We start from the raw sequence: 21,128 nt of genomic DNA, 5'->3' as shown, positions 1-21,128 counted from the left end.
GGACAAAGCTGCTTCAAGATCAATTTGACAAGCTTCGGGAATGAGGCTATCATAGAACATCATTTTTTATTTGTTAGAGGACAGAATACTGCATTCTGTCCCTTTTTTCCATCGCTTAACCTAACTTTCAACACTTCTGATATGAATCATATCTGCAATCATTCGGACTTTCCCCAGTTGGGTTTATCAGATGGGTTTAGGGCCAAACAATGCTAAACAATGCCAAGCAATTATGACGGTACTCTTTACGATTCTGGATGTGCTCGCCAGTGGTTGTCGTCGATCTCAATAAAAGCAAAGCGGCAACGAAAATGGTTACCCACCGGGCTACAGGCATAAATCCCCACATCAATGCTTGTGATCGGTTGATGCAGGTGGGCAATTCGCATCTGGTGCCAAACCTGATCGGCAAGGGCATACTCGATCAGAAAATCCTGCCCTCGTTTACTGAGGCGATAGGATACCGATCGCACTGCTGTGGTCACATCCTGTGTGGCCCAATCGGAAAATCCCTGGTTCGTTACTACCGACCCCAGCCGACTCAAACTCGGAGTCTCATATTCCGTGGCACACTTAATCCAGTTATCGCGATCGATGCGTGCGATCAACCCACATTGGTCATATTGGGCGACGGGATCAAAGTAGGTTCGGGTCGCGATCGAGAAATCCCCCGCCAGGGTTGTCAACAGACAGTGACCATCATCCCGTTGGAAGCCGTAGTGCGTCCGTTGCCAAAAGTCAGTCTGGGATTTGGTCACTAGCCAGAGGCCATCATCAAAAAAATAGTCTTGTGGTGCGTTGAACCAAAAGAAGGTAGCCGGTAGCCCTGCGGCTTGGAAATCATATCTTGGCATCGGTACGCTTCAAATCCCCATCATCAACGTCATCACACTACAACAAAAACTCCCAAGTCAAGCTCAGGAGTTCATGGGAGCAGAAAGCGAAAGAAGCCTTTGGCTTATCGGCTGAGATTAATGAGCAATGCCGGGAATGCAAAAAATGCGATGAGTGAGTATCTGCCGCGATCGCTGAACTGTGGAGAATTAGGCGATGGCGCAGTCGCTGCGCATGGCCCGTTAAACACCAATAGCTGGAGGGAGGGTTTCAGGGGGCGTCGTACCGAGGTAAGCCACGTCGCGATAGATCATCTGGACTGAGCTGCTAACTTGACTGAGGGTGGTTGTGGTTATGGCGCAAGTGGCACCGCAATATTGGCCAATGGTTTTGCGGGGGGTGGCAATGGTGGTGGTGGTTTGGGGAGGTGCCGCGATAAGGGATACCAAGAATTTCTGGATGGGGGGTCGCTTGGGACGGTAAAGTCTGCTATGATGGGAGTCCAACTTAGCTGGAGAGGTGGCTGAGTGGTTGAAAGCGGCAGATTGCTAATCTGTTGTACGGATCGTAAGGCCGTACCGAGGGTTCGAATCCCTCCCTCTCCGTTCTAAATGCCCAATTAGTCTAAATGCCCAATTAGGAGGTAGGTGGTCATCTCCCCCCGACCTTTGACGCTGATCATGCCGCGCTTTTTGAACTGGTAGCGATCGTGTAGCCGCTGGAAGGTGGCTTCGGTGACTTGGATGCAGTCGGCTAGCCCTTGGGACTCCATGCGGCTGGCAATATTGACCGTATCGCCCCAGAGGTCGTAGATAAACTTTTTGATGCCGATGACCCCCGCAACAACGGGACCTGTGTTCATGCCAATCCGCAGGCTGAAGCTCTGGTTATGTTCGGCGTTAAAGTCCCGGACGACTTGCTGCATCCCCAGGGCCATTTCGGCTACGGCTTCGGCATGATCGGGGCGTTCGACTGGCAGTCCGCCCACCACCATATAGGCATCACCGATCGTTTTAATCTTCTCTAGCTGCAAGTGTTCCGCTAGTTGGTCGAAGGCGGAGAAGATCTGGTTGAGCCAACTGACCAGTTGGGTGGGGGGTAGGGAGGCGGAGAGTTGGGTAAAGCCCACAATGTCGGCGAACAGGACGGTGACTTCGGGAAAACTTTCGGCGATCGTGGTGGTTTCGTGCTTGAGTTTTTCGGCAACGGTTGCGGGCAAAATATTGAGCAGGAGGCGTTCTGATTGGGCCTGCTCGGCTTCGAGTTGGTGGTAGGCGGCTTCGAGTTGGTGGTAGGCGGCTTCCAGTTGACGGCGGGTATGGAAATGGGACTGCTGGAGTTGTTCGTACCGCCATACGGTGGTGGTCGCGATCGCGCAAAACCAAAATAGATATAACCCCGTGGCTGCATCGAGGAGGGGCCTGCCCTCGTCCAGGGTTAAGCCTAAGGCCAGGTTGACGAGGCCGTAGTAGAGCAGGACGCCGACCTGGGCAATCAGGTGTAGCCGCCAGCGCACGGGGACGATCGTGGCTTGGGCGAGGAAAACTAGGGTCCAGGCAAAGAGGCCCTGGAGCGCAAAGCCATTCAGGGTTGCCCAGATTTGTTCAATAAGGGTAATCGACCAGGAGGTGGCCAGGAAAATCAAGGCGGGGAAGCGGTGCCCCAGGGGGCTGCGATGCGCGATCGCCGTGAGCAGTAAACTCAAGAGTGTGACCAGGGCCATCAGTCGCCAGGGGATCTGGAGTGGGCCAAAGTTGAAGGGAAAGAGCAGTTCAATGACGGTAAAGGTGAAGTAGGCCGCGATCGCCAGCGTGAGGGCTAAACCGGTGCGTCGCCAGAGGAAGTGGCGTTGCCAAACCTGGTAAACTTCCGCATCTGATTGGGTGTGCAAGTGGCTGGGCAACGGGGGGACGGCCCCGAGAAGCTGCCTGAGCGCTTGTAATCGTGGCTTTGAGCTTGGGCTAACTGCCATCTTCATCTTGCACCCTAAGCAACAGCAGTCGTGATCGCGTCTTTTGATCAGGATTGGTGGTAATCTGACCTGATCCAGCTTGTCTCCCTGAATCTGTGTCCATTATAGGGGTCGTTCCCTGGATGGGTAAAACCCCCTAGGGGTAGGATTCAGGGGCTGGGGCGAGCGTTTGGCGGCAAAATCGGGTAGTTTGGTGGCAGTTGATCTTGAGTCATTATTGAGTTGTAAGGAATTTCCCAGGTGCTATGAACGCCGCTGAGCCGCTGACTCCAGAAATCTCACCCGTACCGGAACCCGCGATCGTGGTTCAAACGGACAAGTTGTCCAAGACCTATCGCACGGGTTTCTGGCTCAATCAAACCATTCAATCCCTAAAGTCCTGTTCGCTTCAGGTCTACCAGGGTGAAACCTTTGGTCTGCTAGGACCCAATGGAGCGGGAAAAACGACGCTTCTGAAGCTACTGTTGGGAATTGTGCGTCCGAGTGGCGGTCAGGGGCAATTGTTGGGGCGATCGCTGGGTCACCAAGCGGTGCGGCAACGGATCGGTTATCTGCCGGAAAATGCCTATTTTTATGATTTTCTGACGGGTTGGGAGTTTCTTAAGCTGACGGCGGGGCTGTTCCAAATCCCGGCGAGTGTTGCGCGGCAACGGATTCCGGCCCTGCTTGATCTGGTGGGGCTGGCCCAGAAGACGGCGCGGAAAACCCAAATGCGGAAGTATTCTAAGGGGATGTTGCAACGGATTGGCATTGCCCAAGCGCTGATTAATGATCCAGAAGTAGTTTTTCTGGATGAACCAATGTCAGGGTTAGATCCCCTCGGACGGCGGCAAATTCGCGAAATTATTTTGGCCCTTAAGGCGCAGGGGAAGACGATTTTTTTCAATAGCCATATTTTGTCGGATGTGGAGCAAATCTGCGATCGGGTAGCGGTGTTGGCCGCTGGCGAGTTAATCTGTGTGGGGTCTTTGGATGAACTCTTGGGCACGACGGATACTTATGCTGTGAAGGGACGCAATGGGAATCCAACGGTGCTGAAACAATGGGTGCCGGATCTGAGTTATCAGGATAGTTACTGGCAGGGGCATTTACAGGGTGAACCCCAAGACTTTCTGGCCAGTCTACGCCTCATGAATGCACAAATTGTGGCGATGAATCTGGCTCGTCCAACGCTGGAGGAATTTTTTGTAAAAACGTTACAGTCGCGCAATCTCAGTAGTGCTGATACCCAAACAATGGAGGCTGGTCGATCGCGCGATCGTGCGACTTAGTCCTTATCTAGAATCTGGGACTAAAACTGATAGGAATAGTACAAGGCAATCCCCTGCTCCTGAGCGTAGGTTTCAACGTTAGGGCTAGAGACCATGTGGGTGATGAGGATGGGGAAGATGCGGGGAAAAATGGCCCGTAAGGGTTCTAAACGGGTGCGGGTAAACCGTTTAATGGCAGGGATAGAAAGCTGGGCTTTACTTTCTCCCAGAATGGTGACTAAGGTGTTGTCTTGGTACCCTTCTCCCAAAATGTTGATTTCCAGCGATCGGCCTTGGGCATCGGTGACATACCCGCGTTTTAAGGGTGTGGAGACCACTAGCCCATAGTCTCGTTCGAGTAAGGCGGGGAGGGCTTTATAGGCTTCGTTCTCCAACACGTAGCCCACGGTCATGGCTAAACCACCCAGTTGTTGGCGTAGGTCGCGTTGATCATCGGCTAAGGCTTGGACGGTTTCGGTCAGGGTTTGGACAGTGGCGGTCAGTGTCCGCAGATCGCTAGCCAGTCCTTCGACCCGCTGTTCAGTACGGACCTGCGCCTGGGCGAGTTCATCCAACCGCTGTTCGGTACGGACCTGCGCCTGGGCGAGTGTGTCAACCCGTTCGGTGAGGGTGTCAAGCCGCTGTTCAGTGCGGGTCTGGGCCTGGGCGAGATCCCGGACAATTTCTTTCAGTTCGTTGAAGTCATGGGTTTTGATTAGCTCGGCGTAGGCTTCCGTGACAACTTCAGCCAGGAGGGCTGCCTGCTGGTCGTTAAAGGCGGCCCTAAGTCGTTGCTGGAGTGCGGCTGGTGTCTGCATGGCAGGGTGGGAGAAGCGATCGCTCATCCATATTCTAAAGGATCACTTAAAAGATCCCTTTCAATCAAAGGTAGCTCTAGGTATAGTCTAAGTTTGCGTCAGCGTTTGACCCAATGAGCAAATAGGCGGAAAATCGGGGCGGGTGTTAAAAGAATGCTCCAGGTAGAAAATTGAAAACTACCTTGGCGGATGCAGCGCCATAATGACTGATAGTAAAGGTTGCGATCGCGAGTTTCCCCAGCCCACTTACTCGCCAATAACTGTAATTCCCAAGCTCGGTACTCTAGCCCAAGGCTTTGATAGATCTGAAAGTGTTTTTGGGTAATTCGAGACCAAGATATAGGGGTAACTTGGCGGCTATTCTTACCTAAATATTTGCGCCAGATATAGATCACCTCAGAAATTGGGTAAAACTGGCAGGGCAAGGCCATTGCCCGTAACCAAAATTCCAGGTCGTGCAGGTCCTCGACACCAAGGGTAGGATCGCTGTAGCCAAGAACTTTCCAGAGGGATTTCCGCAAGGGGGCTGTCCCAATCAGCGTCCAATTGCTGCTCAGGGAGAAGGGGCGAGCGCGTAACATTGAGGCTAATGAGATAGGGGTGGCGGGTACCTGTCGGCTTTGTCCATGCCGATCCTGGCGGATGTAGCTGCCGTAGACGAAGCCGGCATCAGGATGTTGGGTAAAGGCTTGATGAATATGGCTGAGGGCTTGAGGTGGTAGGAGATCGTCAGCATCTAGGGGAACAAGGATACTACCCTGGGCGGCAGTAAATCCTGCGTTACGGGCGATCGAAGGGCCACCATTTTGCGATCGCCAAATGATTTTAATATCTGGCTCTGCGCCTAGTTCCTGACACACTTGATTAGTTACTGCGTCAGGTGAGGCATCGTTGACAATAATAATCTCTCTGGGTTGGCCCGTTTGCTGCCGAATACTCTCAACCGCTTCACGCAATAGTTCACCTTCACGGTAGCAAGTGATAACAACGCTGATTTCGGGATACTGGCAGGTCATAGGAACAGTTTTTAGGCACGATGCAGAAAAAGACGTTTGCGCAGATTTAGCGGTAGACAGCGTAGGAGGGTGATCGGAATCATCGATGAATATTTTTTAGCAAACATTACGATACCCCAAAGCCAATACGCTTCCCAGTTTAAGCGTAACCATAGCTGCCAACTTAGGCCCGAATAGGGGTTTAAAGCTAGCCGAAAAATTTGCCAAGGATCGCCGGGGGCCATGATCCAATCACGGGGATTAAGGCTGGGTTCGCCGGAGTGATTAAAAACAGGGTGCCGACTATCCACAAAGAGGGAGAATCCGGCTTGCTGCGATCGCAGTAAATAGAGGGAATCCCCACCATAATGAGGAGTTTCAGCGGGATTGGGTAGGCCGATCGCATCTACCACAGTAGCAGGTAAACACACGAGGTTGCCACTTAAGAGGTCACAGGGGACGACCTGTCCAGGCGGGATAGTCATGAACCGAAAGCCTTGCCAAGTTTTACGTTTGCCGCCAAAGGAGAGTTGTTTAGGATGGTCCTGCTCGAAGCCTTGACAACCTGCGATCGTTTTAGGATGTTCTTGGCAAAATTGTACTAAATTAGCTAATGTTCCTGGTGAAATTCGACAATCATCATTCAACCAGATCAGATATTCGGCTCCTTGCTGGATGGCATAGTCCATACCCATGCGGATGGCCCCTGTCCACCACAGATTTCCATCCCCTTTCAATATCTTTACCTGAGGAAACTGGGTTTGAATCGCTTCACTTGTGCCATCGGTGGAACCGTCATCGATGATAATGACTGAATAGCGATCGAGATCGCCTATCTGCTGTAAGTTTTCCAGACACGCTAAAGTTGTTGCTTTTCGATTATGTACTGGAATAATAATATAAACTTGGTTGAGGGTAGTCACAGACATAATTCGTAATTCATGATGGCCAACAATAGCGAAATATTTGAAATTCATCAAGGATCTCTAGCATTGCCTTAATGTAGTCTTTACCTGTCCATTGCATGGCTCGTTGTTGGCCAAAGCTAACCAAGGTTTGACGAAGTTCTGGATTTTCTTTCAATTGCTTAATAGCAAGTGCAACTTGTCTTGTATTACTGGGAGAAACCAATATTGCGGCATTACCGAGCTGCTCTTTAGCACCTGGAACATCAGCAGCTATTACAGGACAACTACAGCTAAAGGCTTCTAGTGGAGGTAAATTATCTGGCCCAAAAAAGCTCAAAAATAGGAGTGCAAAAGCTTGTCGATATAAGCCATATAAATCTTCCCTAGGAATAAATCCTAGAAAATGAACTTGTTTCATTAAACCGAGTCCTTCTGCGACTGATTTTACATAATTCAGATTGCCTTTATCTGAACCTGTAAAAACAACATTCATGACAATCTGATAATCATCTCTTAACATTTTCAAGGCATTAAGGATTCCTACATGATTTTTATGAGGCCAAAATTGTGCTGGATAGAAAAGGTATTCCGTTGAGATATTATATTTATCTTTAATTTTTTCAGGCTTTTTATTACTTCCTTGTAATGCTTTTGGAGTTGGGAACGGGATAACACGAATTCGATCAGGATCTACTCGATAAAATCGTTCAATTTCTTCTTTGCCACGATTTGTTCCTGTAATTATATAAGTTGCAGGCTGAGTATTTCTCAGAAAAAAGTGTTCACGACTTGTCCATTCTTTTTCACGACTCACTTCTGGGAAAAAAGGCTGAAGTCGATGTTGCAGATCCCAAATCGTGATAACGTAGGGAATATCTCTGGCAAGACAATTAGGGGAAAAAGACCATACTAGATCTAATTTATTTCTCTGGATAGACCTACGAGCAACTAACTCGGTCCAACGCTCCCTGTGAGGTCGAACCTGAGGATTTTCCAAGAGTTCAAAAGCTGCTTTGAAATAGGATTTAAAGGTTAAAATATTTTTTTGGACTAAAGAGGTATAAGGATGGATAATTTTAATATTTTTGAAAGATTTTTGAGAGATATTTGCATAAAGATTCTGTTCTTTTAAACTGTATATCCAAAACTCATGCGTTAGTTCATCATCCATCTCCAACAGTGTTTGTATTAAATCATCTTCAAAAGTATAACCTCCACCAACTTCTGGTAATTGGGCTGCTGCGGAGTTTGTAGTCAATGCAATTTTCATCTATCTATTATTTACTATGAAGTAAACGTTCCAGGTATCTTGATCAATAGTTTGTTGAGTTAACCATTGCCCACTATTGATAATTTTCAAATTAACTTGTCTTAAAAAAAATTCCAATTCGGGTTTAAATAAATAGCGCATTTGATGAGTCTCTTCAAAAAAGTTAGACTGTTTAGTGTAACTTTCTTGAAGATAGATTTGATAGTGGACATCCACACAATTTTCATTAGGATAAAGGATAGGTTGAGCAAAACGGGTAATGATATAGTCACTGGTTTCAATTCGCTTCAAGCGAGGAACTGGCCGATCGCTTAAGACCGCAGGACCATACCAAACGTCAAAAAAGAAAATACCCCCTGGTCTTAGATGCTCGCGAACAGTACTAAAAGCGGCAAGAAGGTCATCATTCGTAACTTGATAACTGATGACATGAAATAGAGCTAGGACAGCATCAAACTTTTGACCTAAGCGAAGAGTGCGTAGATCCCCTTCCATAACCCTTAGGAAAGGTTGAAGGTCAGGGGAAAGTTGCTGTTGGCGCTGTCGGCATACCTCTAGCATTTCTGGACTGCGTTCTACACCTGTCACATGGTAACCTGCCTTCAGTAAATACTCTGCATGACGACCCGTTCCACAGCCCAGTTCTAATAGATGCTTAGCATGAGGGGAGTATTCTTTGAGCAGTGTGATGATAAAATCAGACTCTTGTTGGTAGTCCTTATCTTGGTAGAGTAGATCATAATACTTTGCATAGTTGCCGAATACGCTCATGATAACACCTCGCAGACGGCAGCAATAACCTGATCAATAGCTGATTCCGTTAGACCTAGGCCACTTGGGAGATAAAAGCCACGTCGTGATAAGCGTTCAGCAATGGGGCAGCTAACATCTGTCAATAAACCCATTTTGTGTAGTACAGGCTGCTCATGCAAACACCAGAAAAAGGGTCGGGTGCCAATGCCTTTGCTCTGAAGTTTTTGCATAGCTTCCTGTGCATCAAACGGGTAACGATCGCCCAAAACTAATCCATAAACCCAATAAATATTTTCTGCATAGTCAGTTCGAGCTAGAGGTAGCTGCACATCGGGCAAATTAGATAATCCCTCAGTGTAGCGCTTCCCCATCTGCCGTTTGCGTTGTATAAAGTTATCAAGTTGTTCTAGTTGGGCCACACCGATCGCCGCCTGTACATTACTCATGCGAAAATTCCAGCCCAGTTCTTCGTGAACAAAGCGCTTATGGGGCTGAAAACAGAGATTCCTTAGGGAGCAGCATCGTTCAGCCAACTCCAAGTCATCTGTGAGGAGCATACCCCCTTCACCTGTTGTGATGTGCTTGTTAGCGTAAAAACTGAAGGTACTAATTACACCAAAACTACCACAGGGTTTATTATAATACGTTTGCCCATGCATTTCTGCGGCGTCCTCAATAATGGCGAGGTTATATTTTTCTGCGATCGCCTGCACTGCATTCATCTCTACTGGCAAACCATAGATATGAACTACCATAATGGCACGAGTACGGGGGGTAATCCGTGATTCAATCTGGGTTACGTCCATATTCCAGGTCAGCGGATCAGCATCTACAACGACAGGTATCGCTCCCGCCCGCACGATCGCAGCAGCACAAGAAATAATCGTGAAGGTGGGTAAAATGACTTCATCACCTACACCAATTCCTAAAGCCGCGATCGCGACTTCTAAAGCGGCTGATCCATTACATACGGCAATCCCATACTGTCGCCCCACTCGTGCTGCCATCTCTGTTTCTAAACGTTGGACAAAGGGACCTTCAGACGAGATCCAACCACTCTCGATACATTCGATTAGATAGGACCTCTCATTACCAGTCAGGAGTGGCTCATTGACAGGGATAAATGCCATACTAAGTTTTACCCCACGATTCTAGCCTGGGTTCCGTCAATACCATCAAAACGGGTTTTATCTTGATCACCCACATAAGGTCCCTGCTTGACTTCGATCATTTCAATATCTTCCAACACTTCAAAACCATGTCCACCTGTAACGAGTAAGATGACATCACCAGCTTCTAAAACTCGGCTTTCTAAATAGTTATGGTGATTTGTGTAGAAATCAACTCTTAATTTTCCTTTTTTTATAAACAAAACTTCCTGTGTAAAAAAGACATCTCGATGAACAGGATTATGGACGTGTGCCGGTATTATTTTTCCTTGAGCATATTGCATATAGGCTAGTTGTTGAGATAATTCATTTGACGTAAAGAAATGAATTCCAGGCTCAGAGAATTTATTTGAGATAATAATTGCTAATAATTGCTCACCGTTCCTGACATAATGGATTGGAGCTTGTTGACTATCAGCAAATGTTTTCATCACTCAAAAGTCTCTGGCATTTAAGGTTTAATCAGGTGGACACAGACGACAGCACGGGCAGCAGCGGCATTATCAGGTTCAGGTTTAGGCGATAGTTTTGTTACAACGCTAGCATCGTTATTTGCCCACCCTACCCAGTCTACATAACGACTGCTGTGGCACTCATCTTCTGTCGCAATATTCCAGCCTTCTCTAGTGTAACGGTAAAAAGTTGAATTTACAGATGCGACTGGCTGAAAAGCTGCGATCGCCCGCTGAAGACGTTCACTGTCAAACTGTTGAAAGCTCCCAAAATGCTGATAAGCGCCAAAGGGTACACTGAGAAATAAATGTCCCCCCGGCTTGAGGACACGGTGTAGTTCCGCGATCGCCTCGGTGAAGGTGTCGGGCTGGCTTTCTTTGTTTATTTGGCTTTGAGTGTAGGCACTGTTATCGCAACCGATGTGTTCAAGGGTTGAAAGACAAATGACAGCATCATAAAGATCAGATTGCAGGGGAATATGGCGTAAATCAGCAAAAAGATAAGAAATCCCTCGCTCCCAAAAACAAACAGATTCAGGGGCTAGGGTGAGAATATGCAAGGTTTTATTCGTGAAAATTGGATGATCCAGCAAGAACTTATGATTTAGGACTGAGCCTGCATCGAGAATATAAATAGCATCAACTGGAAGATGAGAGAATAACCAAGGGTACTCGACACACCGCTCGTCAAGGCCAATCCCATAACCAGCAGGTAATGGCTGCCCTGTCTGAAATAAGGCCATTAGCTCAGGATTCTGTAGAGATTCAGTAATGAACTGTTGTTTGTAGATACCATAACCCTGTGACCAAGGGACTCGCCCATTTTTCAGATAATGTTGTTTAAGCTGATGCTCACTGCGACCCATTACCCATTTTGCTATGGGAAGCACGGCAGGAGGAAATAGTGATTCAGCTAATTTTTTTAGGTTCCTAAACATAGCCAAAAGTCTAGATTAGTCAAAGATTGGGTAACTGATAGTTCCAATAATTTTCTCGTAGTACCCAATCTAAGATATTCGGATTGCTGCGAATATATTTTTGATGAAAATTAAAGCCTTCTTTATAACTCAAAAAACAACGTTTCTTGATATTCAAAAAGATCTTCTCATCTTCGTCTAAAACAATCCTATCCTCTATGAGGAATTTAATTTTTTGCTTTATGTCATTCTTGATAGCACTTAAATTTCTCTTTAAGAAATGCTTAATGTTCTTGATCATAGAATATCCAGCTTGATAGTCTGCTCTAGTCATAGAGTATGAATCACAAATACCATAATAAAAATACCAAGCTTCAAAATAGTCAGTTGTCATTCTCGCTTTTGGAACATTATGAAAAACCAATGCTTGTGGTTGATAGACTGCTCTGTATCCTTTAACATAAGCCTTCCGAGTAAGACCTGTTTCCCCATCTCCTTGAAAATATTGCAAATGTTTTGGAAGGCAATCAGGGTGGAATCCTCCTAATTCCATCAATGCATTTTTACGAATTGAAAAATTCAAACCCCAGACATAATTCGGATCAATATCACGTACCTCATCTCCAAAATCTAATAAGCTCAAAGTTGGGAGTAGTTTGCCATATTGATGTGTTTGCCAGGCAAAGTCTAACCACCTAGGAGGTGGTACCTCGTACTTTGGTAAACTTGGCCCGCCTACTAGCTGCACGCTAGCCTCTCTAAAGGCAAGCTTAATTGCTTGTAACCAAGATGAAGAAACTTCAACATCATCATCAATGAAAATTAGAACCTCACCTTGTGCCTCTAGTGTTCCTCGATGACGACCTGATAATAATCCTGGTTCTTCCTCATAAAGATATTTTATACGGTATTCTTTATAAGATTCTATAAAATATTTCGCCAGAATTCTAGTGGTATCAGTTGAGCCATTATCAACGATTAATATCTCGAAGTCTTCAGTATAAGAACAATGAGATACAATTGATTCTAATGCCGATTTTAAGTAATGAGAGCGATTCTTAGTTGGAACAATAATAGAAAACATATATAGAAATCCTAACGTTTTACTTTAAAAATGCAAACAACATTCTTCCAAAGTTTTTACTAAATTCACCGATATTATCATTATCTCTACCGAGCCAAATACATTGAGTAAAATTAGTGTTACTTAAAATCCAATTTTCTATAGTTTCTGGTCTCCAACCATTAAGTATATTAGAAAACCAAGCTTCATGTTCTTCTCCCATTTCAAAAAACATGACTCTTTTTGTTGATTTATCAAGAAGTTTTAATAGCGTGATTGGATTGCCCTTATTACGTCCATATATGAAATGATGCATTATACTTAGACAACAGGTAATATCATACTGTTTTTTCGTCGTGGATAGGAATCTCATTATTTCGGAACGATGGATACTATCGTCTAGATTTTCATAAACAATTTTCCCTATCTGAATTGGAATATTATCCTTCTCTACTCCTTCAGCTTCAAAGCCTAACTTTTTAAATTGGCTCACAAACCACCCATAATATGAACCAAGATCAATAAGAGTGATTTTTTGCGTTGGAGATGGAATAAAATCATTCTGATTTAGAAATAATAACATTTTGTCTAATCTATCTGTACATCTTCTAGCTAATGTCCATTGAGATTCAAGTTCAGGACAATATAGTGGTTGATAGAGAAGCTTTTCACCTTCTTCCCACTGAAGATTCTCCAAAAGGAACTGAATCGGCGTTATTTGTGGCTGATTCAGAAGAACTGTAGCTTTAATGAACTCTTGACCCTGGGCAATTGCAAAAGCTACCCTGTGGTTACCTTGTATAATTTGATAGCAATCAGAATTTTGAATTGGAGCTAATTTGACTAATTCACCGTCCTTAGAGTGCCCTTCTGATGGTAAATGAGACACATCTTGGCCATCAAATAACAGTAAAAACCTTTCAGCAGCTAAAATAATCTCCTCTTCAGAATGAATTTTGGGGAAGTAACCACCAAATAGGTCGATGCAGTCTCTTGCATTTCTAAAGTAAGGTGTGTTTTCAAAAATAGGAGTCTCCAAAATTCTTTTCCCTATTTTTTGATAAGTGAAGAGAAACTGAGAATGTGGGCCATCACTAGCTAATGTTGATGGCCTTTTATAGTTACCTGTTAAAAGTGAATATTTATATCCAGGCAAGTCATTTTCCCCTCCCATCAGTATTTTAGAAAGACGAACTAGCTTTGTTTGTTTTTTAAGGATTTTTTGAATAATTCTTAACATCATTGGTTGTTAATTTAAATTGACGGATGAGTTAAGGCAACAGTAACCTCGACAGTCAGAAACTATGGGTTTATCAAAGTAAATACCAGGTTCAATCTCTAAAGTATATACACCTGGATAATGATTTAGGATTCGATCATTTGAAATCAAGATCAAATTTAAGCTGTAGGTTCCTGGCACTAACGAGATTTTCCTTATCAGAACCTCTATTTTACTAGATTTTCTTTTCAAAAGAAGAGGAGACTGACTATAATCTATATCTGCAATGATAACACCTTGCTTATAAACACCAATTATAAATCTCAAGTCAGGAAATTCACTATCTAGTTGAATATCAATCTTAACATCATCCCCAGTACTAATTATTGGACTGTTGTTGTAGTTGAAAACTTCAAAAGAAACTAAGGGAGTAGTGTATTGACAAATCATTGATGAGGTTTGTTTGTAGAAGCCTTCAAAATATTTTTGAATTACATTATCCGTAGAGTCTATTAAGTCAATCTTTCCTTGTTCTATTAAAATAGATTGTTTGCATAGTTTTTTTACAATAGGCATATTGTGACTTACGAATAAAATTGTTTTACCTCCTTCTTGGGCTGACTCTTCCATTTTTCCAACACACTTCTTTTGAAAAGCTGCATCTCCTACAGCTAATACTTCATCTACCACTAAAATCTCCGGTTCTAGATGTGCAGCCACTGCAAAAGCCAATTTAACATACATTCCGCTTGAATAATGCTTAACAGGCGTGTCTAGAAACTGCGAAATCTCTGCAAAATCAACAATTTCATCGAACTTAGAGTTAATTTCTGTTCGAGTCATTCCCAAGATTGCCCCATTTAGAACAATGTTTTCTCGACCTGTAAGTTCAGGATGAAAGCCAGTACCCACTTCTAATAAACTGCCAACCCGTCCCTTGATTGAAATACGGCCTGTTGTAGGTTCGGTAATTCGACTCAGAAGTTTTAATAGCGTGGATTTTCCAGCACCGTTGCGGCCAATAATTCCGACGACTTCACCCCGTTTTACCTCAAAAGAAACATCCTTCAGTGCCCAAAACTCCTCGCGGGTGCGGGATGGTTTCTGTTGCTTGGGATGTAATAGACGCTGCCCCATTGACTTAACTCCATCAGCAATCACATCCCGTAAGGCCACATAGCGCGATCGCCCTTGCTGTTGGTGTTTGAGCAAGTACCGCTTGCCTAGGTTTTCCACACGGATGACCGTATCGGACATGGGATTTGGAAGCTAGAACGGGGCAGATTACTAGAGTCTAGTGTGCCCCAAAACGCTGAAAATCGATCAGGTAGATACTATGATTTATCGATCGCGCCTACCCCCGTCATTCCCCAGACCCGATCGCCCTCCTCGGAATACCGCGTCATCGTGCATCTGGCCCGCTCCATCGTGGATTAGCGATCGACCGGGCGGACATCGTGGGCCGAAAACCCGTGCTTCGTGAGTTCCTGGTTGAGTTGCAGTGCATTTTCCACGCGATCGACGAACAGGACCCCATGTAGGTGATCCATCTCATGCTGAATCACACGGGCCAGCAACCCATCCGTCGGCAGCGTTTGCGGACGGCCAGACTCATCCTTATAGGACACCACGATCGCCGAAGGACGCGTCACATTCAAATACACATCGGGAATGCTGAGACACCCCTCCTCAAACACCGAGAGTTGCTTCCCATACTGCTTAATCGTCGGATTGATCAACACCACTGGCTGATTTGCCGCATTTTCCGGGTCAGTATCAATCACAATAATTTGCTTCTGCACCGCCACCTGGGGAGCCGCCAGACCAATCCCATTCGCGCTATACATCGTTTGCAGCATTTCCCGCACCAACCGGCGGATCTCATCATCCACCTTTGTCACCCGCTTCGCACTCTGACGCAACACACGATCGCCCAAAGTATGGATATCCAGCGGGGGCTTCGCTAACTTCTTTTTCTCAACCGCAACTTCAACAGGCATGGGTAACTCGGTAACACCAAAACTAGAGGAATCAACACACAGCCGCCCGGAACACACAGTGAACCCCGGCTTTGACATAACTTCACCTTCAATCTTAGCTAATCTCCCTTCCTAGATCCCACCGCATCAGGGATCTTTTCAGATGAACCTGAGTTTGTCATCAGCTTGTAGTGACGACTTCAGTCGTTCCACCGCCGACAGTAGGCATTAATCCTAAGTTTGTCATCAGCTTGTAGTGACGACTGAAGTCGTCTCACCGACTTCTTACTGACGACAATAGGCATTAATCTGGTCCAGGATCGCCTGGGTTTCCGGGTCGAGCGTCTCCTGCCGCGAAATCGAAACCGACGGTTCCCCCGCCGAAACCCGACCCGAACTAGACTGCCATTGGCCCTGACTGGGATCAAGCTTGCGGGTCATCTCCTGGCGCATCTCCGGCGGCACCTGAGCGCCCATACTCCGGGCCATCCCCTCCACCATCTCCACCATCGCACTGCCCAAACTTTCGAGCAGCTTGGTCATCATCTGTTCCAGGCCCCCCTCCCCCAGAAACGCCTGGAGCATCTCACTGCCCCGCTGATATTGCTGGACAAGGCGCGATCGCCATTGTTGTAAATTGGCATCCTGCAACGGCAACGCCTGCAACTCCTGGCTCGATGACTGGATCAATGGGATTAGCCCCCCCAAGCCCAGGCCCTCTGCCCCCGGTTGTGGTTGAAAATTGCGTAACGCCGTGATTTGTCGATCGATCGTCCCTTGCAACTGTTGGCATTGGTTCGCCAGCGAGAGGGGAGCCGTTCCCCGTGGGGCTGGATTCGGAGCCATCGGGTTACTGCGGGAATCTACAGGGGGGGCACTTCGCGATCGCGGTATGCCAGCCGGGGGGGCTGTCCCCGTCCCACAGAGACTTCCCAGGGAGATCGTATTGCCTTGGGCATCCACCATAAAACAATCTGCCTGTTCCTGACCCATGACGCGGGGAATACCGCCCCAAGCCCCCAAGCCCAAGCCCAACAGGGCACCGATTAGCACTATCCCCTTACCTCGCCCCTTACCTCGCATAGTTCCTCCTTGGCAAGTGCCGTTACCCATTCCCAACTCTCCGCTGATATCCTGAGAATACCCAAGTGGCACAGGAATTTATCCGCTAAGCTGGATCTGATTGCCCTAGCCGTGGAACTGTCCTGGCCGTGGGCGATCGCGAAACCATTGGCTTTAATGACCTATCAGGAGTGACAGCGGCATGCCTATCCCGTGCCACATTATCGTTGAGGGAAATCCTGCCATTATCTATGCCTGTCGCAACGGAGGACCCGATCGCATCCTCCCCATCTTGCAGCCCTTTGTCGAGCAATTCACCCAGGAACGGGAGACCCTCGGCGAGTACCTGTATACCCCAGAATGCCTGCTGGCCCAAATTACCGTCCGCTTTGGGTTTGAGTTTTGTGAAGATGATTTTTCCAACCTGCGGATTAGCATCAACTACGATCCCACGGTGGAATATCTCTACTATGTAGATGCCCAACAAGCTATTAGCGTTTGGGTGCCGGAAGCCGCCTATCGGGAGAAACCGGAGTTGGGACTTCAGGGCTGCCGCCGTCTAGAGAAGAGTCTAGTGCCCTAAACCGCACGACATTGTAGCGGGAAATGGCCGCTAGGGAGCCTGGACAATCCGCCTTCGGCAAACACACCACCCCGTCCTGCCGCATGGCCGATCGCGGTTCTCCCAGCACCGATAACAATCGGGTCACGCGCCAGGGGATGGGGGGACCTTGGCACGGGATAAGCTCAATTTCATCCCCCACCCGTAAAGGTTCCGCTAACCGGAGGACCACTGAATCAGGCGTGGTCTCGATCACAACCCCGACATAGGTCGCTTCCCCCGTATTGATCCCCCTCAGTTGCCCAAACACCGAGTCGGGACCCGCTGGTGTGGCCAGGGAACCTGTGAAATATTCGCGATGGGGAATCGATCGCAGATCCGCCGCCAACTGGGCCTGGAGGGTTGGCGTCCACTGACCTGCCGCATAGGCCGCGATCGCCTGTCGATAGGCTTTGACCGTCATCGCTACATAAAACGCCGACTTCATCCGCCCCTCGATCTTCAGGGAGGCAATCCGGTGTTCAAAAAAGCTACCGATTAACCCAATCCCCCACAGATCCTTAGAGGACATAAAGGTCGCCAGGGTGGGCGGGGGTTGCCTCTCCGGAGGGATGGCCCCTGGGGTCACAAAATAGGGTTCGCGGCAGGACTGGATGCAGCCGCCCCGGTTGGAGTCGCGCCCGGCGGTAAAGTTGGAAATCGTGCAGTGACCGGAATAGGCCATGCACATGGCCCCGTGGATGAATAGTTCCACGTCGATCGCCGCCTGCTGTTGGAGAGTGCCCGCCGCCGCAATGCTCAACTCCCGTCCGGCAATGATGCGCTTCACCCCCGCCCGTTGCCACAGCTTCGCTGCCGCTGTGTTTAAGCAGGAGGCCTGGGTAGATAGGTGAATATCGAGTTCGGGACAGGCCCGCCGTAGCGTCCGGATCACCCCCAGGTCAGACACGATCGCCGCCTTCACCCCAATCGCCGCCAAAAAGCGACCATAGTCCGCCAACCCCGCCAGATCCTCATCGTGGAGAAAGGCATTGAGGGTGACATAGACCTGGGCACCGTGTTCACGGGCAAAGGCCACCCCGGCTTGCAGATCGCGATCGCTGAAATTATCCGCCCGCGCCCGCAAGCCATAGCGAGGCCCCCCCACATACACCGCATCTGCTCCATAGGCGATCGCCACCTGAAGCCGTTCGAGATTTTTGGCCGGGGCCAGTAGTTCGGGCCGCCAGGGGGATGATGGGGACATGGTTAGTTGAGAAATGGGCAATCAATGGGCAATCAATCGGGATCGCTAACCTTGCTTAAGCTTACGCTCAGTTTCCCCGAGGGGAGCATCTGCGTGCTTGGCGTAGAATCCCAATTCCAACAAGGCTCGCCGGATCTTTGCCTTCGAGGGATGCACGATCGGTACACTTAGCCCCAGTTCCCGTGCGGTTTCCAGTAATTCCCGCATAAGCGTATCCACCGAAATTTCCTCCGCATCCGTCGGGAGCTTTTCAATGCGTCCCTCATAGGCCAAGGTATACAGTTCTAGGTGGTGTTTGCCCATCACCTTAGCCAGCTTGCGTAGGGTTTCCGGCATGGGGCAGGTCCCCTTAAAACAGGCTCCCCGCAAACGGGGTTGGGGAATCCCCGCCAGTTCCGCCAGATGGTTCATGCTGATGCCCTGCTCCTCCAGGTATTGCAAAATGGCTTGGCCAAGGGGTGAGCAGTCCTCTGGTTTAATTTGTAACCGGGCTGGCATGGGCGTGTCGGTAGGCAACAGGGAACGCGATACCCCTAGATCTGCCCCAGGGGGTTGCGCCGCGATCCGCGATCAAAGTTTACAGGAAGCCCCCATTGCCTGCCAATTGATTAGGTATTTTCGGTTGGGGTTGATGACCGGAAAGCCACTTCTGGCTCAAACGGCGGGGGAGTCAATGGTGTGGCTGGTTGGCTCTTGCTCAGGGCTTCGGTCCATTGTTTGGCCAGAAGCATAAAGTCCGAGGGCAACATGAGCAGGGTGGTGGTGTTATTTTCGGCCCCAATTTCTGTAAGCATTTGCAGCCGTCGCAGTTCCAATGCCGCTGGATTTTCCACAATCACCTGCGAGGCTTCGGCTAATTTGACTGAGGCTTCCTGTTCCGCTGAGGCTTTGATCAGGCGTGCCCGCCGTTCGCGCATGGCCTCGGCTTCCTTGGCCATTGCCCGTTGCATATTGGGGGGGATTTCTACGTCTTTCATTTCCACCCGCTCGATCACCACCCCCCAGGGTTCGGTGATTTCATCAACGATATCCTGCACACGGTTATTAATCTTGTCGCGGTTTTGCAGAATATCATCCAGCGCATTTTGACCCACCACATTGCGCAGGGTGGTTAAGGCTGTTTGGTACACCGCTTGTTCGTAGCTTTCGACTTTGTTGATGGCCTTGGAGGGGTCAAGAATGCGATAGTACAATACCGCATTGACTTTGATGGTGACACTATCGGCGGTGACCGCTTCCTGGGGCGCAATATCGACAGTTTTGGTGCGAATATCGACTTGCATTTTTTGATCGATGATGGGGATCACCCAATACAATCCTGGCCCCATGACACCCTTCACGCGACCCAGGCGGAAGATGACGCCCCGTTCGTATTCGCGATCGAGCTTGAGGCCGGAGCCAAGGAAGAATAGCAGGGTTGCGATGGTTGCGAGTAGGAATGTACTCATGGGGATGATCTGCTGTTTTAGTAGGAAGGTTTGTTAACTACGAAGGCGCGAAGGGCACAAAGGAAAATCAAGAGATTAATGGTTACTTTCTATTGTAGGGAGGCGGAAAGGGTTGTTTTGTTAAGGCTTTCTGGAGTTATGTTCCTTCAATCGGGGATAGATTCGTAGACGATCGCATTGCGGCCTCCGCGTTTGGCTCGACTCAGGGCAGCGTCGGCGATCGAGATGAGGGTTGCGGGTGATCGTTCTAGGGTTGGCACCAGTTGTGCGATGCCGATGCTGAGGGTTAGATGGGGACGGGTGGGGGCCTGGTTGTGGATAATGGGCAAACTGGCTAACTTTTCCTGTATCCGAGCTGCGACATAAAGGGCACCCTCCTGGTGGGTACTGGGTAACAGAATCGCAAAGGTTTCGTCGCGATAGCGGGCAACTACGTCGCTGGGACGTCGGGCGACAGTTTTCAAGACTTGGGCAACTTGGAGCAGGCTGTTATTGCTGGCCTGTTGACCGTAGGCGTCGTTGTAGGCTTGGAAGTGATCCAGTTCGCACAGGAGCAGGGAGAGGGGGTGACGTTCCCGGGCGAGACGCTGCCATTCGCGTTGGAGGCGATCATCAAAGCGACGATGATTGGCCAGGTGGGTCAGGTCATCGATATGGGCAAGATCCTGAAGTTGTTGGCTCATTTGCTCTAGGGCAGATTGGGCTTGTTCAGCCGCTGCTTGGGCTTGGGCCAGTTCGGCTTGGGTTTGCTTCTGATCGCTGATGTCGAATAGAAACCCGATCAGGGTTTGGGGCTGGTCGTGCTGGCATACCACCTTCACCGTATGGCGCACCCAAACAATGGCTCTGTCTTGGGTAAAAAAGCGATATTCCAGGGTATAGTCCCGGCCTGCGGCAGCCTGGGATAGGGAATAACTCTCTACCCAGGCCCGATCGTCGGGATGAATACGGCTGAGCCAGGTGGTCACATCGGTCCAACTGGCCTGGGGAAAGCCCAGGAGGGTTTCAATCTGGGGGCCGATCACGATCAAGCGCTGGCTGGGCCAATCCAATTGCCAGGGGATGGCTTGGGTGCTGTCTAAGAGGATTTGTAACTCGGTTTCCCGTTGGGTCAGTTTGGTGGCCAGGGGAGGATCGGTGGGGAGGCGCAGGATGAGGGTAAGGCCATCGCCCCATTTCATCGCGGTGAGGTGACAAAGGAGGGTTGGGGG

The 21,128-nt window shown here is 48.4% G+C and carries 24 protein-coding genes and 1 tRNA gene; 6 read left to right on the top strand and 19 right to left on the bottom strand.

Going from position 1 to position 21,128, the window contains the following annotated elements:
* Positions 1-245: 245 nt before the first annotated feature.
* Positions 246-854 (bottom strand): DUF1349 domain-containing protein, encoded by a 609-nt coding sequence (locus ACWIUF_RS13905; protein ID WP_448573042.1) that lies wholly within the window; start codon positions 852-854, stop codon positions 246-248.
* 334 nt (positions 855-1,188) lie between these two features.
* Here ACWIUF_RS13905 and ACWIUF_RS13900 point away from each other — a divergent pair, with 334 nt between their 5' ends.
* Positions 1,189-1,317 carry a hypothetical protein gene (locus ACWIUF_RS13900; RefSeq protein ID WP_448573041.1) on the top strand — a complete coding sequence of 43 codons (129 nt, stop codon included), beginning with the start codon at positions 1,189-1,191 and terminating at the stop codon, positions 1,315-1,317.
* Between the two features lie 30 nt (positions 1,318-1,347).
* Positions 1,348-1,439, top strand: a tRNA-Ser gene (locus ACWIUF_RS13895).
* A 14-nt stretch (positions 1,440-1,453) separates the two neighbouring features.
* On the opposite strand, the gene ACWIUF_RS13890 is transcribed toward ACWIUF_RS13895, so the two are convergent.
* Complete coding sequence (locus tag ACWIUF_RS13890) at positions 1,454-2,725, bottom strand: adenylate/guanylate cyclase domain-containing protein (protein WP_448573040.1); 1,272 nt, start codon at positions 2,723-2,725, stop codon at positions 1,454-1,456.
* 326 nt (positions 2,726-3,051) lie between these two features.
* On the opposite strand from ACWIUF_RS13890, the gene ACWIUF_RS13885 reads away from it, so the two are divergent.
* Positions 3,052-4,077, top strand: coding sequence for an ABC transporter ATP-binding protein (locus ACWIUF_RS13885; RefSeq protein WP_448573038.1), 1,026 nt, complete (start codon positions 3,052-3,054; stop codon positions 4,075-4,077).
* Positions 4,078-4,097: 20 nt separating this feature from the next.
* Here the strand turns inward: ACWIUF_RS13885 and ACWIUF_RS13880 are convergent, their stop codons facing one another.
* The 11 genes from ACWIUF_RS13880 to ACWIUF_RS13830 all read right to left on the bottom strand — a co-directional run bounded on the left by ACWIUF_RS13880 (position 4,098) and on the right by ACWIUF_RS13830 (position 14,877).
* Complete coding sequence (locus ACWIUF_RS13880) at positions 4,098-4,901, bottom strand: hypothetical protein (RefSeq protein WP_448573037.1); 804 nt, start codon at positions 4,899-4,901, stop codon at positions 4,098-4,100.
* A 71-nt stretch (positions 4,902-4,972) separates the two neighbouring features.
* On the bottom strand, positions 4,973-5,890 hold the full coding sequence (locus ACWIUF_RS13875) for a glycosyltransferase family 2 protein (protein ID WP_448573036.1): 918 nt from the start codon (positions 5,888-5,890) through the stop codon (positions 4,973-4,975).
* Between the two features lie 11 nt (positions 5,891-5,901).
* Positions 5,902-6,798 carry a glycosyltransferase family 2 protein gene (locus tag ACWIUF_RS13870; RefSeq protein WP_448573034.1) on the bottom strand — a complete coding sequence of 299 codons (897 nt, stop codon included), beginning with the start codon at positions 6,796-6,798 and terminating at the stop codon, positions 5,902-5,904.
* 10 nt (positions 6,799-6,808) lie between these two features.
* Complete coding sequence (locus tag ACWIUF_RS13865; RefSeq protein WP_448573033.1) at positions 6,809-8,047, bottom strand: glycosyltransferase family 4 protein; 1,239 nt, start codon at positions 8,045-8,047, stop codon at positions 6,809-6,811.
* On the bottom strand, positions 8,048-8,818 hold the full coding sequence (locus ACWIUF_RS13860; RefSeq protein WP_448573031.1) for a class I SAM-dependent DNA methyltransferase: 771 nt from the start codon (positions 8,816-8,818) through the stop codon (positions 8,048-8,050).
* Positions 8,815-9,930 carry a DegT/DnrJ/EryC1/StrS family aminotransferase gene (locus ACWIUF_RS13855; protein WP_448573029.1) on the bottom strand — a complete coding sequence of 372 codons (1,116 nt, stop codon included), beginning with the start codon at positions 9,928-9,930 and terminating at the stop codon, positions 8,815-8,817. Before ACWIUF_RS13855 ends, ACWIUF_RS13860 begins: the two co-directional genes overlap by 4 nt.
* An 8-nt stretch (positions 9,931-9,938) precedes the next feature.
* A complete protein-coding gene (locus tag ACWIUF_RS13850; protein WP_448563174.1) occupies positions 9,939-10,400 on the bottom strand; it encodes a hypothetical protein in 462 nt (153 codons plus the stop codon).
* A gap of 20 nt (positions 10,401-10,420) precedes the next feature.
* A complete protein-coding gene (locus ACWIUF_RS13845) occupies positions 10,421-11,359 on the bottom strand; it encodes a methyltransferase domain-containing protein (RefSeq protein WP_448573028.1) in 939 nt (312 codons plus the stop codon).
* Positions 11,360-11,378: 19 nt separating this feature from the next.
* The gene (locus ACWIUF_RS13840) at positions 11,379-12,422 is read right to left on the bottom strand and encodes a glycosyltransferase family 2 protein (RefSeq protein WP_448563176.1); all 1,044 of its coding nucleotides are present in this window, start codon (positions 12,420-12,422) and stop codon (positions 11,379-11,381) included.
* A 19-nt stretch (positions 12,423-12,441) separates the two neighbouring features.
* The gene (locus ACWIUF_RS13835; protein ID WP_448563177.1) at positions 12,442-13,644 is read right to left on the bottom strand and encodes a hypothetical protein; all 1,203 of its coding nucleotides are present in this window, start codon (positions 13,642-13,644) and stop codon (positions 12,442-12,444) included.
* 6 nt (positions 13,645-13,650) lie between these two features.
* A complete protein-coding gene (locus tag ACWIUF_RS13830; protein ID WP_448573027.1) occupies positions 13,651-14,877 on the bottom strand; it encodes an ABC transporter ATP-binding protein in 1,227 nt (408 codons plus the stop codon).
* A 42-nt stretch (positions 14,878-14,919) separates the two neighbouring features.
* Between ACWIUF_RS13830 and ACWIUF_RS13825 the strand changes: the two genes are divergently transcribed.
* Complete coding sequence (locus tag ACWIUF_RS13825; RefSeq protein ID WP_448563179.1) at positions 14,920-15,057, top strand: hypothetical protein; 138 nt, start codon at positions 14,920-14,922, stop codon at positions 15,055-15,057.
* On the opposite strand, the gene def is transcribed toward ACWIUF_RS13825, so the two are convergent.
* Entirely contained in the window at positions 15,054-15,620 is a 567-nt protein-coding gene (gene def / locus ACWIUF_RS13820) for a peptide deformylase (protein ID WP_448573026.1), read from the bottom strand. The two genes, ACWIUF_RS13825 and def, sit on opposite strands and share 4 nt — an antisense overlap.
* A 264-nt stretch (positions 15,621-15,884) precedes the next feature.
* The gene (locus tag ACWIUF_RS13815; protein ID WP_448573025.1) at positions 15,885-16,682 is read right to left on the bottom strand and encodes a hypothetical protein; all 798 of its coding nucleotides are present in this window, start codon (positions 16,680-16,682) and stop codon (positions 15,885-15,887) included.
* A gap of 9 nt (positions 16,683-16,691) precedes the next feature.
* Between ACWIUF_RS13815 and ACWIUF_RS13810 the strand changes: the two genes are divergently transcribed.
* Positions 16,692-16,856: a hypothetical protein gene (locus ACWIUF_RS13810; RefSeq protein WP_448573024.1), complete on the top strand. Its 165-nt coding sequence runs from the start codon at positions 16,692-16,694 to the stop codon at positions 16,854-16,856.
* Between the two features lie 7 nt (positions 16,857-16,863).
* Positions 16,864-17,244, top strand: a complete 381-nt coding sequence (locus ACWIUF_RS13805; protein WP_448573023.1) for a histidine kinase — start codon at positions 16,864-16,866, stop codon at positions 17,242-17,244.
* Here ACWIUF_RS13805 and ACWIUF_RS13800 read toward each other — a convergent pair.
* From ACWIUF_RS13800 to ACWIUF_RS13785, 4 genes are all read right to left on the bottom strand, one after another.
* Positions 17,153-18,469, bottom strand: a complete 1,317-nt coding sequence (locus tag ACWIUF_RS13800; RefSeq protein ID WP_448573021.1) for a peptidase U32 family protein — start codon at positions 18,467-18,469, stop codon at positions 17,153-17,155. The two genes, ACWIUF_RS13805 and ACWIUF_RS13800, sit on opposite strands and share 92 nt — an antisense overlap.
* A gap of 45 nt (positions 18,470-18,514) precedes the next feature.
* Positions 18,515-18,967, bottom strand: coding sequence for a helix-turn-helix domain-containing protein (locus tag ACWIUF_RS13795; RefSeq protein ID WP_448573020.1), 453 nt, complete (start codon positions 18,965-18,967; stop codon positions 18,515-18,517).
* A 110-nt stretch (positions 18,968-19,077) separates the two neighbouring features.
* The gene (locus ACWIUF_RS13790) at positions 19,078-19,917 is read right to left on the bottom strand and encodes an SPFH domain-containing protein (RefSeq protein ID WP_448573019.1); all 840 of its coding nucleotides are present in this window, start codon (positions 19,915-19,917) and stop codon (positions 19,078-19,080) included.
* 146 nt (positions 19,918-20,063) lie between these two features.
* Positions 20,064-21,128, bottom strand: a 1,065-nt coding sequence (locus ACWIUF_RS13785) for a diguanylate cyclase domain-containing protein (RefSeq protein ID WP_448573018.1), incomplete at its 5' end; no start/stop codon positions are given.

It is taken from the genome of Trichothermofontia sp. (assembly GCF_053493415.1).
The sequence above is the reverse complement of the archived record's forward strand: the minus strand, read 5'-3'. Positions and strand labels throughout refer to the sequence as shown.

What these genes read in the sequence shown, in the direction of transcription:
- ACWIUF_RS13905 (WP_448573042.1), bottom strand. Translation starts at nt 854, where the DNA reads ATGCCAAGATATGATTTCCAAGCCGCAGGGCTACCGGCTACCTTCTTT.
- ACWIUF_RS13900 (WP_448573041.1), top strand. Translation starts at nt 1,189, where the DNA reads ATGGCGCAAGTGGCACCGCAATATTGGCCAATGGTTTTGCGGGGGGTG.
- ACWIUF_RS13885 (WP_448573038.1), top strand. Translation starts at nt 3,052, where the DNA reads ATGAACGCCGCTGAGCCGCTGACTCCAGAAATCTCACCCGTACCGGAA.
- ACWIUF_RS13880 (WP_448573037.1), bottom strand. Translation starts at nt 4,901, where the DNA reads ATGAGCGATCGCTTCTCCCACCCTGCCATGCAGACACCAGCCGCACTC.
- ACWIUF_RS13875 (WP_448573036.1), bottom strand. Translation starts at nt 5,890, where the DNA reads ATGACCTGCCAGTATCCCGAAATCAGCGTTGTTATCACTTGCTACCGT.
- ACWIUF_RS13870 (WP_448573034.1), bottom strand. Translation starts at nt 6,798, where the DNA reads ATGTCTGTGACTACCCTCAACCAAGTTTATATTATTATTCCAGTACAT.
- ACWIUF_RS13865 (WP_448573033.1), bottom strand. Translation starts at nt 8,047, where the DNA reads ATGAAAATTGCATTGACTACAAACTCCGCAGCAGCCCAATTACCAGAA.
- ACWIUF_RS13860 (WP_448573031.1), bottom strand. Translation starts at nt 8,818, where the DNA reads ATGAGCGTATTCGGCAACTATGCAAAGTATTATGATCTACTCTACCAA.
- ACWIUF_RS13855 (WP_448573029.1), bottom strand. Translation starts at nt 9,930, where the DNA reads ATGGCATTTATCCCTGTCAATGAGCCACTCCTGACTGGTAATGAGAGG.
- ACWIUF_RS13850 (WP_448563174.1), bottom strand. Translation starts at nt 10,400, where the DNA reads ATGAAAACATTTGCTGATAGTCAACAAGCTCCAATCCATTATGTCAGG.
- ACWIUF_RS13845 (WP_448573028.1), bottom strand. Translation starts at nt 11,359, where the DNA reads ATGTTTAGGAACCTAAAAAAATTAGCTGAATCACTATTTCCTCCTGCC.
- ACWIUF_RS13840 (WP_448563176.1), bottom strand. Translation starts at nt 12,422, where the DNA reads ATGTTTTCTATTATTGTTCCAACTAAGAATCGCTCTCATTACTTAAAA.
- ACWIUF_RS13835 (WP_448563177.1), bottom strand. Translation starts at nt 13,644, where the DNA reads ATGATGTTAAGAATTATTCAAAAAATCCTTAAAAAACAAACAAAGCTA.
- ACWIUF_RS13830 (WP_448573027.1), bottom strand. Translation starts at nt 14,877, where the DNA reads ATGTCCGATACGGTCATCCGTGTGGAAAACCTAGGCAAGCGGTACTTG.
- def (WP_448573026.1), bottom strand. Translation starts at nt 15,620, where the DNA reads ATGCCTGTTGAAGTTGCGGTTGAGAAAAAGAAGTTAGCGAAGCCCCCG.
- ACWIUF_RS13815 (WP_448573025.1), bottom strand. Translation starts at nt 16,682, where the DNA reads ATGCGAGGTAAGGGGCGAGGTAAGGGGATAGTGCTAATCGGTGCCCTG.
- ACWIUF_RS13805 (WP_448573023.1), top strand. Translation starts at nt 16,864, where the DNA reads ATGCCTATCCCGTGCCACATTATCGTTGAGGGAAATCCTGCCATTATC.
- ACWIUF_RS13800 (WP_448573021.1), bottom strand. Translation starts at nt 18,469, where the DNA reads ATGTCCCCATCATCCCCCTGGCGGCCCGAACTACTGGCCCCGGCCAAA.
- ACWIUF_RS13795 (WP_448573020.1), bottom strand. Translation starts at nt 18,967, where the DNA reads ATGCCAGCCCGGTTACAAATTAAACCAGAGGACTGCTCACCCCTTGGC.
- ACWIUF_RS13790 (WP_448573019.1), bottom strand. Translation starts at nt 19,917, where the DNA reads ATGAGTACATTCCTACTCGCAACCATCGCAACCCTGCTATTCTTCCTT.